This is a genomic window from Alteromonas sp. 07-89-2, assembly GCF_013113925.1.
Classification (GTDB): domain Bacteria; phylum Pseudomonadota; class Gammaproteobacteria; order Enterobacterales; family Alteromonadaceae; genus Alteromonas; species Alteromonas macleodii.
On sequence record NZ_VTYM01000015.1, the window covers coordinates 18,921 to 32,224 of the forward strand.

Annotated in this window: 14 protein-coding genes; 7 read left to right on the top strand and 7 right to left on the bottom strand. The window is 46.2% G+C overall.

Translation table 11 applies throughout. The features are described from left to right. Positions 1 to 36: 36 nt before the first annotated feature. The gene (locus F0261_RS11270; protein WP_039221410.1) at positions 37 to 750 is read right to left on the bottom strand and encodes a ComF family protein; all 714 of its coding nucleotides are present in this window, start codon (positions 748 to 750) and stop codon (positions 37 to 39) included. Between the two features lie 98 nt (positions 751 to 848). On the opposite strand from F0261_RS11270, the gene bioH reads away from it, so the two are divergent. From bioH to F0261_RS11285, 3 genes are all read left to right on the top strand, one after another. Continuing rightward, entirely contained in the window at positions 849 to 1,658 is an 810-nt protein-coding gene (bioH, locus tag F0261_RS11275; protein ID WP_039221412.1) for a pimeloyl-ACP methyl ester esterase BioH, read from the top strand. 177 nt (positions 1,659 to 1,835) lie between these two features. Beyond that, on the top strand, positions 1,836 to 2,153 hold the full coding sequence (locus F0261_RS11280; protein ID WP_039221417.1) for a hypothetical protein: 318 nt from the start codon (positions 1,836 to 1,838) through the stop codon (positions 2,151 to 2,153). A 14-nt stretch (positions 2,154 to 2,167) separates the two neighbouring features. Continuing rightward, entirely contained in the window at positions 2,168 to 3,106 is a 939-nt protein-coding gene (locus F0261_RS11285; RefSeq protein WP_171338015.1) for a putative metalloprotease CJM1_0395 family protein, read from the top strand. A gap of 119 nt (positions 3,107 to 3,225) precedes the next feature. On the opposite strand, the gene F0261_RS11290 is transcribed toward F0261_RS11285, so the two are convergent. The 3 genes from F0261_RS11290 to greB form a co-directional block, all read right to left on the bottom strand. Next, positions 3,226 to 5,004 (bottom strand): C1 family peptidase, encoded by a 1,779-nt coding sequence (locus F0261_RS11290; protein ID WP_171338016.1) that lies wholly within the window; start codon positions 5,002 to 5,004, stop codon positions 3,226 to 3,228. 441 nt (positions 5,005 to 5,445) lie between these two features. Continuing rightward, the gene (locus tag F0261_RS11295) at positions 5,446 to 7,794 is read right to left on the bottom strand and encodes a Tex family protein (protein ID WP_171338017.1); all 2,349 of its coding nucleotides are present in this window, start codon (positions 7,792 to 7,794) and stop codon (positions 5,446 to 5,448) included. 178 nt (positions 7,795 to 7,972) lie between these two features. Continuing rightward, entirely contained in the window at positions 7,973 to 8,458 is a 486-nt protein-coding gene (greB, locus tag F0261_RS11300) for a transcription elongation factor GreB (protein ID WP_014951337.1), read from the bottom strand. Positions 8,459 to 8,632: 174 nt separating this feature from the next. On the opposite strand from greB, the gene F0261_RS11305 reads away from it, so the two are divergent. Next, positions 8,633 to 8,902 (top strand): hypothetical protein, encoded by a 270-nt coding sequence (locus F0261_RS11305; protein WP_171338018.1) that lies wholly within the window; start codon positions 8,633 to 8,635, stop codon positions 8,900 to 8,902. Between the two features lie 266 nt (positions 8,903 to 9,168). Here the strand turns inward: F0261_RS11305 and fkpA are convergent, their stop codons facing one another. Continuing rightward, positions 9,169 to 9,954: an FKBP-type peptidyl-prolyl cis-trans isomerase gene (fkpA, locus tag F0261_RS11310; protein ID WP_014951335.1), complete on the bottom strand. Its 786-nt coding sequence runs from the start codon at positions 9,952 to 9,954 to the stop codon at positions 9,169 to 9,171. A 197-nt stretch (positions 9,955 to 10,151) separates the two neighbouring features. Between fkpA and F0261_RS11315 the strand changes: the two genes are divergently transcribed. From F0261_RS11315 to F0261_RS11325, 3 genes are all read left to right on the top strand, one after another. Next, on the top strand, positions 10,152 to 11,084 hold the full coding sequence (locus F0261_RS11315) for a WD40 repeat domain-containing protein (protein WP_171338035.1): 933 nt from the start codon (positions 10,152 to 10,154) through the stop codon (positions 11,082 to 11,084). A 9-nt stretch (positions 11,085 to 11,093) separates the two neighbouring features. Further along, on the top strand, positions 11,094 to 11,342 hold the full coding sequence (locus F0261_RS11320) for a SlyX family protein (protein WP_014980717.1): 249 nt from the start codon (positions 11,094 to 11,096) through the stop codon (positions 11,340 to 11,342). A 283-nt stretch (positions 11,343 to 11,625) separates the two neighbouring features. Then, positions 11,626 to 11,784 carry a hypothetical protein gene (locus F0261_RS11325; RefSeq protein WP_012520154.1) on the top strand — a complete coding sequence of 53 codons (159 nt, stop codon included), beginning with the start codon at positions 11,626 to 11,628 and terminating at the stop codon, positions 11,782 to 11,784. Positions 11,785 to 11,806: 22 nt separating this feature from the next. Here the strand turns inward: F0261_RS11325 and F0261_RS11330 are convergent, their stop codons facing one another. After that, positions 11,807 to 12,919: a DUF748 domain-containing protein gene (locus tag F0261_RS11330; protein WP_171338019.1), complete on the bottom strand. Its 1,113-nt coding sequence runs from the start codon at positions 12,917 to 12,919 to the stop codon at positions 11,807 to 11,809. A gap of 178 nt (positions 12,920 to 13,097) precedes the next feature. After that, complete coding sequence (locus F0261_RS11335; RefSeq protein WP_012520152.1) at positions 13,098 to 13,304, bottom strand: YheV family putative zinc ribbon protein; 207 nt, start codon at positions 13,302 to 13,304, stop codon at positions 13,098 to 13,100.

Here is a 13,304-nt window from a genome sequence, read left to right on the forward strand (position 1 = left end):
AAATGCCGCGCTTTTCAGTATCACCGCTTCTGAGCACTAGGCTTTCTGACACAGACTGCTTTTAGGCGGAGGCGTAAATGCCGCTACCCACACCTGAATGTGTAAATTTGGATAGCGTTTTTTGAGCCTTTTACTCAATGTATTCACGGTCACGCCGGTGGTGAGTACATCATCGACAATTGCAACGCTGAAGTTGCAGCCATCTTTATTACCTTGCGCTATCGCTATCTCATCATCGATACACTGCGTCGATAGGCTGAATACACGGCTTGCGTTTTCGGCTCTCGCCATTTTTGATAAGTGATGCTGCACGCTAAAGCCCCGTCGTTTGGCCCACGACTGGTTAACTGGAATATTCAGCTCACTGCTTATGCTTTCACACAGAAGCGTAGCCTGATTGTAGTGCCGTGTAGCAAGTCGCCATGCACTAATTGGCACCGGAAGCAGCACATTGGGCACTGATAAAGTGCACTGTCGCATTTTATGGACAAACCAGTTACTTAATACTTTTCCTGCCGTAAGGGAATGCGTAAACTTTAACTGGTGAACCAGCGATGACATTGGCCACGTATGAAGTCCCAAAACGCGTAACGCGTCATAGTGGCTATGCTTGACGTGGCCTGCCACAGGGCCATATTGAAGTAAGTTACTTCCGTGCAACGTGGCATCGAAAAAAAATATGTCATCTTCACACCAGTGACATACTGGCGTAGGACTTGCCTGATAACATAGCAAGCATGAAAGGTTCATAGTGTTGATTCCATCAACTTCCTTGAATTGTCGAGCGTCGACCTGTTTTCATTATTTCGTGTTGCCTCAAAAACACGTGACTGCCTAAGGAGGTGTAAATGGAAAGTTTGCATACAAACGGCGAGCTTGTCACCCGTACTCAGGGTACAGGCGTAGATGTGGTATTTCTTCATGGTTGGGGTATGAACAGCGGAGCGTTCACATCCTTTATTCCTTATTTAAGCGATAATTTTCGCGTCACCACCATAGATCTTCCTGGGTTTGGGGAAAATGCAGAGTTCGTCCCGTCACCGTATAACGTGGAAACATTGGCTCAATCCATTGTGAACCAGCTTCCAAACCAGTGTGTGTTGGTTGGGTGGTCATTAGGTGGCCTAGTTGCGCAAAAGTTAGCGCTGTTAGCACCAGAAAAACTTACCGGACTGGTAACGATTGCTTCAACACCTCGATTTATAGCAGGGCCTTGTTGGCCGGGTATTGCTGCAGATTTACTTTCAATGTTCGAGACTCAGCTTGAAAAGAACTATCAGAAAACACTGGAACGTTTTTTGGCAATTCAAGCGATGGGCAGCGAAACGGCAAAGCAGGATATTAAGGCGATCAGAGAACAGGTAACCCAATTCCCAGATCCCGCCGAGGAAGCGCTTAAGAAAGGTTTACGCATATTGTCTACTGAAGACATGCGCCAAGACGTGGGACGAATAACTACACCCACGTTACGATTGTATGGCAGGTTAGATAGTCTAGTGCCGACCAGCGGAATAGATCGTATATGTGAGCTACATCCGCAGGCCGATACCGTTGTTCTGCCTCATGCGTCGCATGCGCCGTTTATTTCACATCCTCAGCAAACTGCTGACATTCTATTTCGCTTTGCCGCTGGCATTTATCAGCAAAAGGCGTCTTAATAGAGCGATGACATGAAGCTTCAAACCGCGGCTTGCTGATTGTTTGAAGCTTTTCTTATCTTTGACAGCCTAATAAAAATCGCCTGCTTACAATAAGTTAATGACAGGGTGTGATACATGTCTTTCCATTTGTGTGAAATTGGTTAATAATTGCACATGAGAGGTTAGGGGTAGTGTATGACAAGTGTTGATGGTTTAGGTGCAGGCTCTGCATTTGCAGCGGCTCAATATGGTTTACAAAATGCCAGCGACGGAATTTCGCAGGCAGCATCAAATATCGCTCAGCGAACTGCTGAGGATGCGGTAGCACCCGCTCAACCTATTGCGACCAATACCGACACAATAAACACGTCATCGAATTCAACGTCTACCTCCACGCGTCTCACCGACGACTTAATTGCGCTCAATGTAAACGAACGTAATGCCCAAGCCTCTGCCAAAGTATTAGGTGTTGCCGATGAGATGCTTGGTACCATCATAGACGTGCTTGCGTAGGTGGAACAGTTACGGTGAATATCGTTACACCAATCCTTAACGCCATTGCTTATCCCACGGCGAACATAAATACAGAGTCTGCACGTAGAGATAATGTGCAGCGTGAAACTATTCCTCAAGCGTCAGATTCCCAGCAAGGGGCTTCTCAAAAAGGCTTGGGGTCAGAAGCCGATAAAGCGAAGAGCCCCGGCCAGCCGCCAGCTCCTGTCACCTATGAACGTCAACAGATACAAACCGAGCTTCAAGCAGCCTTCCAAAACGTATTTGGGCAAGAGAAAGACAATGCGCAAGACGAGAGTGCTGGTAAACAAGACGCGAAAGACAGGCAGCAAGAGCAACAAGAGAAGCAAGACGCGGCTGAAATTGAACAGCTAAAAGCCCGGGATCAGGAAGTAAGAGTTCACGAGCAAGCGCATGCTTCAACAGGCGGTCAGTACGCCGGTGCACCACAATATGAATACACCACAGGCCCTGACAATAAACGCTATGTGACCGATGGCGAAGTGTCTATTGATGTTTCAGAAGAAAAAACGCCTGAGGAAACACTGAAAAAAATGGAGCAGGTGCGCGCAGCCGCTCTTGCCCCAGCTGAACCATCATCACAAGATTTAAAAGTGGCTGCAGAGGCTTCTCAAAAAGCCACAGAGGCCCGTAGTGAGATCGCCAAAGGCGCAGCTGAGGGAACGTCGACGAATAGTGCTACAAGTGTTTCAGATAGCGACCTAGTTGCAGATGCTGACGATAGTGACCAGCAGGACATCGACACTAATTCAACAAAAGGCGCTGACGTAAATACTATTTTAGATGCTCAGTCTACACTAGCAAACGCTTCTTCTGAACAAGCTGTTGAGGCCAGTGGTGCTGACTTTATGCAGGCTCGAATAGGCCGCATTCAAAATGCGTATTTGCAAGCTTACACTCCGTCTAGAGAGGGTCTATCATTTCAAGCATGATAACGTGTAATTAGTCTTGTCTGCCTCGTGTTACTCCAACGATTTAGCCCATCACAACCTTAGCTAAACCATTAGAGAAGTACTTTCATTTATTCAACATCCTTCCCAGTTAGCAGGCTTTAATAATCCAGTATTGCCTTTGTAAACGGATATTTAGGTGAGCCGCCAGTGATGTCTGAAAGCACCGAGTTCATGGTATCTACGTCGCTATCGAAGCCACCGTGGGACGTGGCGGCGGTGGCATCACCTTCTTTCCCCTCACTGTACTTAAACGTCACGCTAGGCAGCGGCTGATTAAACACAGCCATACCTAATAAGGGCATCTCTGGTTTGGATTCAAACGCATTTGATACCAAATAGAGCAACGACTTTTGGTAAATGCGCGCCACGTGGTCATCTTTTTCCAACGCTTCAGATAAGTTGTAAACCGTAGTCGATTCAATATGTTTACCTTCTATAAGCGCAGAGAGCTTTTCGTTGAACAAGGGGTAGCTGATGGCTGGGGCCAATAAGTGTAGACCTTTAACCTTTATGCTTTCATCTACTTTACACAGTCTAGATAAGCTGTGAGCATGAAAGATAGAGCCAGCAGAATGCCCTACAACATGCAGCTTAATATCTGAATTGTCTTTCAAGTAGGCGGCCAATTGTGTTAGAAAATACGTACCATCGGACGTGGTACGGGTAAAGGGCGTGCAAGCATCTGATTTCATTTCACGCCAAAGTGCACCACCTACTTTGCGCGTCGCCCATTCCAGAATGCGGTCGGTATAATCAGTGAAAGCCCCAACTTTATTGCTAATCTCTTTATTCTTAAAGCCCAGAATATCTTTGAGTTCTTCTAGCATACCCGTGTCGTACATGAAGTGAATGGGGTAAATATCGTTTTTAAGGAAGGTGTCTTTCATGGCTGCAATGCGTTTAGCCGAAGCTTTTATGCTATTTAAGCCGCCGTGTGCATATAACATTACATGACGATGGTTACTGTCAGAAAGTTTTTCAATAATGGCATCGACGTGGTTTTTATTGCTCCAATATTTGCTTCTGGTGTCAAAGTGTCCGTCGTCGAAATGAATGAAGTGATCTTGAATGCTCACCCGTGGTGTGGAGCGAGAAAACAAACCCTGTGCAATAGAGCGCGTAGCCTGATGGTAAGTCCCTGAGCCTGAAATAGGAAGCGCAAGTTGAACAACCCACGCATCCATAACGTTTAACGCCCAGTCGTCGTACCGCCAAAGTGCCAACCCTGACTTTTTCCAATTCGTACCCCAAGAGTTTTGGATCCAAAAACCTTCGTCGTTATAGCCAACAATGGCAAACGCGTGGCCGCCCATGGGTTCAGGCCTTAAATTTATTGCATCACCTTCGCTATCTTTCCAGCCTTCATGAATTCTGGCAGAAACAAAGATCACGCCCACTTCGTTAAGTGCCGCATGAAAATCGCTAATTTCTCGTTCAATACGGTAGTACGCACCTAGCCTGTGATTGCTGGCATTGTTAGCAATAGCTAGGGTCATTTCAAATTCGTTGCTGTGCTTAATATCTTCAGTTAGTGACTCGTTACATACGCCACTGTTGTACCACCCCTTAATTGCACCGCGGCAGCTAGAGCCTTCATACGCTTCACCTAACCACTCATCATGACGTTTAGCCATGGCATAAAGCATCCACGGGCTAACTGTATGTTTTCGGCCTTGCTGACGGTAAATGAAATTAATGGTAGCGGCCAATGCAAAGCCCGTACATGCCCCTTCTTTACCTTGGTCTAAAATAACCAAATTGCCTGGCGGGTCGATAAAAGGCTTAAGTGGCGTAAGATTAGGTTGGTAATAACGATCCCGAAGGTCGGGGTAATCGGCGCTGACATTCAGCATATTTTTTGAGACAGGCGAGTTCATAAAATCATCCTTTGATGAGGGCAGATAATCTTTGCTGTACAGTTGGATGATTACGCTCGTACACCAAAGGTTAGTGGCCCTTAGCTCATTACGGTTGTCCGAAAGTGCTGCCTTGAAAAAGGCTGTGGTCAAATGAGCGACATTACCTTCGCTAAACGTTAAGGCACTAAAAGCATGTCAACGGCCTCGCTAAACGCTAACAACATACGAACTTCGGTTTCGGTGTGACCCACACCTTTTCACTGTTTCGGTATTTTGTAGTTTGACACTTTTTATTCAAGAGTATCAGGGTGCATGAATTTCCATGCGTCCCATCTAATGTAACACAAACTAATGTAGCAAAAACGGCAGTTAAAATGGAAGTGCGATACGAAAAGGGCGTGTTAGTGAACTAACACGCCCTTTTGTAAACAAGAGTAAGTAATGGTTAAGCGCTACCGTTTACTTTTTCGCTTTAGCAAAGGCATCGGCAAAGGCGTTTCCCATAGCGCTATTTTGAGGTTGGCTATTGCGATTGCCGCCACCCTGATTTGAACGAGGGTTTGCTTTTGCGTTAGCACGCCCAGCCCCTTTACTTTGTGGTTTTCCTGCTGCTGGTTTGCCGCCTGCATTATTGCTTTGACTCGGTGTATCGTCTAAGCGCATGGTGAAGGAAATACGCTTGCGCGGTACGTCTACTTCAAGCACTTTTACTTTAACGATATCGCCCGCTTTGACCACCTCGCGAGGGTCTGAGATAAACTTGTTAGTCAGTGCTGAAATATGCACCAGTCCATCTTGATGCACACCTACATCAACGAACGCACCAAAGTTGGCCACGTTGCTTACCACGCCCTCTAAAATCATACCTGGTTTAAGGTCGTTAATGGTTTCAACGCCTTCTTTAAACGCGGCAGTTTTAAACTCTGGACGAGGATCGCGGCCTGGTTTATCCAGCTCTTTTAGAATGTCTTTAACCGTTGGCAAACCGAATGCGTCGCTGGTAAAGGTGTCTGGCGACAGGCTTTTTAGAAGCTCGGTATTGCCGATGATGTCGTTAACCGCAACAGCGGTAGTATCAACAATCTTATCTACCACTGGGTATGCTTCTGGGTGAACCGCAGAGGCATCAAGTGGGTTGGTGCCGTTTACAATGCGAAGGAAGCCCGCCGCTTGCTCAAAGGCTTTAGGCCCTAAACGTTCTACTTTCAATAGCGCTTTACGGTCTGGGAAAGCACCATTGGTGTCTCTGAAATTAACAATGTTATGCGCTAGGGTTTTATTTAAGCCCGATACGTAGCTCAACAGCGCGGGCGATGCAGTGTTTAAGTCAACGCCAACGGCGTTTACACAGTCTTCAATAACACGGTCTAGCGACTTGCCTAACTGGCTTTGGCTTACGTCATGCTGATATTGGCCTACACCAATAGCTTTAGGTTCAATTTTAACCAGCTCTGCCAGCGGGTCTTGCAAGCGTCGAGCGATAGACACTGCGCCGCGGATTGACACGTCAAGGTCAGGCAATTCTTTTGAAGCAAGCTCAGAGGCTGAATACACCGATGCACCCGCTTCACTGACCATAATTTTTTGTGCAGTAAGCTCGCTGTTGTTCTTGAGCATTTCGCCAACGAGTTTGTCTGTCTCGCGCGAGCCAGTACCGTTGCCAATGCTGATTAAATCTACTTTGTATTGCTTGCACAACGTGGTGAGCGTGCGAATAGATTTATCCCACTGGTTTTGTGGCGCATGCGGGAAAATGGTGTTGGTTGCGACCACTTTTCCTGTGCTGTCTACGACCGCTACCTTAACGCCAGTTCTCAAACCTGGATCTAAACCCATAGTGGTTTTTGCACCTGCAGGCGCAGCCATCAACAGGTCGTTTAAGTTTTTAGCAAATACCTCAATGGCCTCCTCTTCAGCGCGTTCTCTAAGGGCGCTGAATAGCTCAGTTTCCATGTGTAAACCAATTTTGATTTTCCACGTCCACTGTACAACTTGAGCTAAGAAGTCATCTGCACCACGGCCGCGGTGCATAATATCGTAATGGCTGGCAATAATATGTTCGCAATGCGACGGGCCGTTGTCTTCTGACTGCGGGTCGGCCTCTAGCTGAATGTGTAGCATGCCTTCGTTGCGGCCTCTAAACATCGCCAGCGCGCGGTGAGATGGTACGTTCTTGTACTTTTCACTGTGTTCGAAATAGTCTTTATATTTGGCGGCTTCTTGCTCTTTACCTGTTACAACCGTGCTTTTTACATAAGCATTTTCAGTTAAGTACTTGCGCACCTTTGCCAGCAGTGTAGCGTCTTCGGCGAAGCGCTCCATTAAGATATAGCGGGCGCCTTCTAACGCTGCTTTAGTATCAGCAATGCCACTATCAGCGTTAACGTATTCGCTTGCTGCACTTTCAGCATCGGTATCTGGGGTAGAGAATAAGGTATCAGCGAGAGGTTCAAGGCCTGCTTCAATAGCAATCTGGCCTTTAGTGCGTCGACGGGGCTTGTACGGTAAGTATAAATCTTCCAAGGTAGTTTTGCTGTCAGCACTGGTGATACTGCTTTTAAGCTCGTCGGTTAGTTTGCCCTGTTCCTCGATAGATTTAAGGATTACATCGCGGCGCTCTTCAAGCTCTCGCAGGTAGGTTAAGCGCTGCTCCAAGGTACGCAGCTGTGTGTCATCAAGGCCTTGTGTCACTTCTTTTCGGTAGCGCGCGATAAAAGGTACGGTAGACCCTTCATCAAGAAGTTTAACAGCGGCAGTTACTTGCGAAGGTTGAACGCTAAGTTCATCTGCAATTTTATTGATAATCATAAGTCGCTCTAAGATACTAATAATTCGCGTCAGGCAATGGCGAATAAACGGTGTGTGAAAGGCTTATATACACAGCGTCGGTAGTGAAAATAGGAGCGGTGAGTATATCACCGCGGTGTAGGGGAAGTCGTCTGATCATTGTGTTACAAATGGGTGATTAAATAGGGCATATTAGTGCTCACAGTTTGTCTGTTGCGTCGTACCAAATACGGTTTATCCACCACTCTTTCGTGCCCGTTTCGGTTTTTACAACAAACTCATCGTCTTCTTCTTTGCCAAGCAGTGCTCGCGCCATCGGAGAGTCGATAGAAATGTAATCCTTTCGGCCGAAAATTTCGTCGTAGCCCACGAGCCTAAGTTCCATCACCTTGCCCGCTTCGTTTTCAATTTCAACCCAGGCACCAAAGAAGACCTTACCCTCTTGCTGTGAATCGTAGTCCACAACCTTTAAGTTTTCCAAGCACTTGCGAAGGTAGCGTACGCGGCGATCAATTTCCCGTAGCTTCTTCTTATTGTACTGGTAGTCGGCATTCTCGCTTCTGTCACCAAGGCTCGCTGCCCAGGTTACCTTGCGAGTAATTTCAGGTCGTTCTTCACGCCACAAGAAATCCAGTTCTTGTTTAAGCTTTAAGTAGCCCTTTCGAGTGATAAGCGGTGTTTTCACAATGTCCTATAAATAATCCAGCTAATTACCCTTACTTTATGTGGGTAATAAGGCAAAACGCAATCTTTCTGTATGCCAAAAAGTGACAAAGTGAGTAGATTGAATAATTATTGAACATAAACCTTTCACGTAGTGTCGTAGTATAAATAGTATTCTAATTATTAGGGGATATGAATGCGTAACAGGATACCTGTGTTGAACCGTCGAAGGTCGGGGAACGACCCGTTCCAAACCAGCGGTACTATCATTGGTTTCATGCTGTTTTTAAGCGGTGGGCTGTTATTACTCTATGCCTTGCTTGATATCGTTGTTCGCTTAAAGAGTATGCAAACCGTGATATATCTTATTTTAGGTTGTGCTATGTATAAGGTGGGTCAGTCTCTGTTAAATCATTTTGCTACGTTTAAGGTACACACAGAAAGACGGCGCGCCCCTCAGCGTTAAAACCTTTTGTTTTAAGCACCAAGTTTTAAGGCGAAATTGTTCCAAAAAGGCTTGGAATAGACCGTGAAATTTGGTCGATTTAGACTAAGCTTAATAGTGTAATTCGAGGCACCAAGCATATTGAATAACCCACTTTACTATTTGGGTACGCGCGTGGTGAAAATCCACTGGCTCGTAGGGAAAAGGTAGGCAAGGATCACGCTGACTCACTAAAACAAAAAAGCCGACGCTATGCGTCGGCTTTCTCTTTTTCTTAAAGCACTAACTTATTCCGTTGGCGCTTCTGCTTCAGGCTTAACCACCTCTAGCAACTCAACGTCAAAGATAAGCGTCGAGTTTGGCGTGATTGCGCCAGTAGAACGCGCACCATAAGCAAGTTCAGATGGGATATGGAAGCGATACTTTGCGCCTTCTTTCATCAATTGAACGCCTTCAGTCCAACCAGAAATAACGCGATTAAGTGGAAATTCTGCTGGCTCGCCACGCTTGTAAGATGAGTCGAACTCTGTGCCATCTAACAAGGTGCCACGGTAGTGAACTTTAACCATGTCTGTCGCTTCTGGGCTTGCACCCTCGCCTTCTTCAAGTACTTCGTACTGAAGACCAGACTCGGTAGTTACCACACCTTCTTTCTTACCGTTTTCTTCTAGGTAAGCTAGGCCTGCTTCAATATTTTTTTCAGCGGCTTGTTCCGCCATTTCTTGCTGCTTAGCGCGAAGTACTTCTTCGCCTTGTTGAGCGATTTGCTGAATCTGCTCTGGCGTAAACTTAAGGGTGTCGTTTAGACCGTCTTTAAAGCCTTGTTGTAGCGCATCTTGGTCTAATGTTAAACCCAGTTGCTCTTGTTGTTCGGCACGGTTGCTAACGAACAAACCCATGCTTGCGCCCATGGCGTAAGCTTGCTTTTGCGTATCTGTCATTTCTTCTGCTGAAACAGAAGTTGTTTTTGCACTATCAGCGCTTGTAGAAGCGGCCTCATCAGATGTATTTGGCTGGCAAGCGAAAAGGCCTAGCGCAGCGATAGTAGATAAGGCAACGAGCGACTTCTGCATAAAAACGTCTCCATAAATTTTTATCATCATGCGTCTATGTCTATACTGCTGCATCCAAGGCAGTGTGCACGATAGTTAAAGATGCGTGATCCATGCTATGTTAAACCTAGCGTTTACAAAGCGAAACCCATTTGATTATGTTTAGGCCTCAAATGTTCCATAGAATAGCGTTACTCATCGTACTTATAGGTAATTCCATGGGATGTTCTGTCCCTGATACTACGCCAATACAGCAGTGGCGTCATGTAGAAGAAGGCGCCTATGCCGCAGATATTTCTACCGACGGCACGTTAGCGGTGGTTTCTGGCGTGAATACCGGGGTAAACGTATGGCGAATTGGACAAAGTGATCCCCTTTATCACTGGAGTCACCAAGGTGAAGGTGACAACCTGGTCATGTCAGTACACATTAGCGCCGACAAACGCTATGTTGTTACCGCTGACCGCGAGGCGTTTGCCTTATGGAGTCTGGAGACCGGCGAGCCTGAAGGTTTTTGGCGCATTGACGAGTCATCAATTAGAGATGTGGTGGTTACCAATAATGGTAACGGCATATTGGTGGCGCGCTCAAATGGCAAAGTTATGTACTTTGAACCTCGTACTTCGCGTCGACTAGAGTTTTTAGGGCATCAAGAAAAGGTTAACTCCATTGATATTTCCCCTAACGGTAAGTTCGCATTGACGGGGGGCAACGATTACATAGCGTATTTATGGAGCACTGACACTGGGCAAATAATTCATACATTCACCCACCCCACGCGAGTAACAAAAGTAGCGCTTGATGATGAAGGCCGCTTTGCTTTTACTGCGGACAGCCAGAGCAAGTCGCAAGTGTGGAATGTGCAAACTGGGCAGCCTGTAGCATCCCTCAAATATGTAGCGCGTCAGAAAATCTTCACAGACGTTGAGTTTTCCAAAGATGGTCAGTTTTTACTAACAGGCTCTCCCGCCAGAAAAGTATACCTGTGGGATTTGAAAACTGGCGAGCAAGTGCAGTCCATACAGGTTGCATCACGAGAGTCAGTTTCACCACCAACCGCAGTTGTGTATGGCGTCGCCTTCCTCCCCAATGATAATATATTGTCCATAAGCAGTAGTGGCCTTGCCGAAGAATGGCAACGAGAGAGATAGAGAATTTACATGACAGATAAAAGCGCTGAGCATTTACAACAGCAAATAGATAGCGCGAATAGCTATATCGAAGAGCTTCAAACTAAAGTTGCGTTTCAGGAGCACACCATTGAGGCGCTAAACGATGCGCTGTCTTCGCAACAAAAGCAGCTTGACGATTTAGCCTTTAAAGTACGCCATGTCGTTGACCGCGTTAAGTCTATCGAGCCGTCTAATATTGCTAAGCAGTCAGAAGAAACCCCGCCTCCGCATTACTAGAACAGTTGAAGCGCACTAGTAATTGCAACGCGGTATTCACTTGGAGCACGTCCATTGGCGATGACACTTATTGCGGGGCGCTCATCGTGGGGAGAGGCCTGTGAAGACATCAAAGGCGCTTCGTTGATGTGTAGTAGTGTTTAAAAAACATCACGCTAGTTCATCTTGTTATGAGTTAGGCGAAGTCTTCATTTAGCCAGGATATACATTTGAATTACACTTGCGCCCCGATACAAAGGCTTCAGCAAAAAGAAGCCTTTTTTACTATTTAAGAGAGTGAGTTATGAGCGATTTTGATATGGATGCGTTTGATAGCATCGATTTTGACTCTGTTGAGCAGTCAGTAGCAGAGAAACAGGCTGAAAAAGACAAGCAAGAGAGTCAAGAGATTGAAGGTATGCGCGACGGCGCCAACGACTGTGGCGATAGCTGTACTATTTAAGCGCGTTCAGCGGCGAGGGCTCTTAATTTTCAGGGCCTTCCGGCACTTCCAACCTATCCAGCTCGAGTCTATCCAACTCTATACTTTTCTCCACATCGCCGTTAAAAGCTTCGATAAATGCATTTTTTAAAATCGCGGTAAATGCCTCCCATGTTTGGGTGTCAGGGCTTGATAAATCGCCTTCAACAGGAATGCGTGTGGCAATTTGGTCTTCGCTTTGGTTTTCAAACAGTTCGGTGACAAACGCGGAAATGGCTTCGATACTGCCTTCAATAAAACCATCGCCGTCACGTTCAATGTCACCCTTCCAAGAAAATACCTCCACATTATGCAAAATGGGTTTGATATAGCCTTTTACTTTCCCTTCATTAGACGCCACTTCAGCCGCAAGTGTGAGGGTGCCCGCTTCCAGATCAAACGGTGCGTAGGTATCAAGCAGGTTCTTAAAGTTCACTAGTCCAACGTTGTCAGCTTGAATATCAACGTCAAATGTGGGGGCTGTTGTTGCCGGGTTGAGTTTAGCGTTTAAGGATATCGTGCCCTGCTGTGCCGTTTGTCCTTGCGCTTTGGCCGTTGCTACACGTGAGTCTGACAAGTTATCGCTATTCACCAAGTTATTCACTTCAAGCTGAATATCATGAAGCGCAATGTCGATAGCCGGAGAAGTATCGGGGTTGTGGAAAGCGACTTTTCCTTGGTTAATAGTTAGCTTATCGATGCGTAACGGGAAGAGTTGGTCGGCGATAGATAACCAGTTTTCATCCTTACCAGACTGGCTTCTCTCCTCCGTGTTGCCGTCTACAAAATTAATCTCGGGGGAATTAACAATGACTTTTCCCACCGCTGCACCTTTGAAAAGCTGTGACCATGAAAGCGTAAACTCCACATAGTCAGCTTTAAATAGCGGCCTATCTACTTGCCCGTTCGCCTTATAAAGCAAAACATGTTCTAAACTATATGCGCCACGCCATAGCATTAAATCTACATCGCCCACGCGGCCGTTATACTCTTTTGACTGACTCAGCGTCGTGTTGATGTATGACGCTGCGGCGTAAGGCAAGTAAAGTCTTATGGCAATGAGCGTAAGCAACAAGGCTATAAGGACATAGCAGACACGTTTTTTAGCATGTTTCATATTTCACTCCTTTGCTAAGGAAATACAAAAATTATGCCTGAGCAACCTCTTTCGTTAGGTAACTAGGATACCCAGCGTTGGCGTGGCATGAAGAGACGTTTGCAAAAAGCCTGAGCACAGCGTTGTAAGGTGTTACACAGGCTTAACGGTAAGATTTACTGAGACGTGGGTAGGAATGTTAGTGCGGTTTAAAGATGCCAATCACATTTTCGTTTGAGCGTGTGGCGGCACTCACCTTTTCATCAGTTTGCGCTTCATTGTATCCACACGCAACGCACTCCAACTTTTCTACGTTATTTTCAAAATATAACGAAATCGTATCTAGCTCTTGGCATTTTGGGCACGTAGCCCCTGCAACAAAGCGGCGTTTTACACGTTTTGACAT

Bases quoted from the DNA above. Each gene is read 5' to 3' on its own strand.
- F0261_RS11270 (WP_039221410.1), bottom strand. From the start codon at position 750: ATGAACCTTTCATGCTTGCTATGTTATCAGGCAAGTCCTACGCCAGTA.
- bioH (WP_039221412.1), top strand. From the start codon at position 849: ATGGAAAGTTTGCATACAAACGGCGAGCTTGTCACCCGTACTCAGGGT.
- F0261_RS11280 (WP_039221417.1), top strand. From the start codon at position 1,836: ATGACAAGTGTTGATGGTTTAGGTGCAGGCTCTGCATTTGCAGCGGCT.
- F0261_RS11290 (WP_171338016.1), bottom strand. From the start codon at position 5,004: ATGAACTCGCCTGTCTCAAAAAATATGCTGAATGTCAGCGCCGATTAC.
- F0261_RS11295 (WP_171338017.1), bottom strand. From the start codon at position 7,794: ATGATTATCAATAAAATTGCAGATGAACTTAGCGTTCAACCTTCGCAA.
- F0261_RS11305 (WP_171338018.1), top strand. From the start codon at position 8,633: ATGCGTAACAGGATACCTGTGTTGAACCGTCGAAGGTCGGGGAACGAC.
- fkpA (WP_014951335.1), bottom strand. From the start codon at position 9,954: ATGCAGAAGTCGCTCGTTGCCTTATCTACTATCGCTGCGCTAGGCCTT.
- F0261_RS11315 (WP_171338035.1), top strand. From the start codon at position 10,152: ATGGGATGTTCTGTCCCTGATACTACGCCAATACAGCAGTGGCGTCAT.
- F0261_RS11320 (WP_014980717.1), top strand. From the start codon at position 11,094: ATGACAGATAAAAGCGCTGAGCATTTACAACAGCAAATAGATAGCGCG.
- F0261_RS11325 (WP_012520154.1), top strand. From the start codon at position 11,626: ATGAGCGATTTTGATATGGATGCGTTTGATAGCATCGATTTTGACTCT.
- F0261_RS11330 (WP_171338019.1), bottom strand. From the start codon at position 12,919: ATGAAACATGCTAAAAAACGTGTCTGCTATGTCCTTATAGCCTTGTTG.
- F0261_RS11335 (WP_012520152.1), bottom strand. From the start codon at position 13,304: ATGTCAAAACGTGTAAAACGCCGCTTTGTTGCAGGGGCTACGTGCCCA.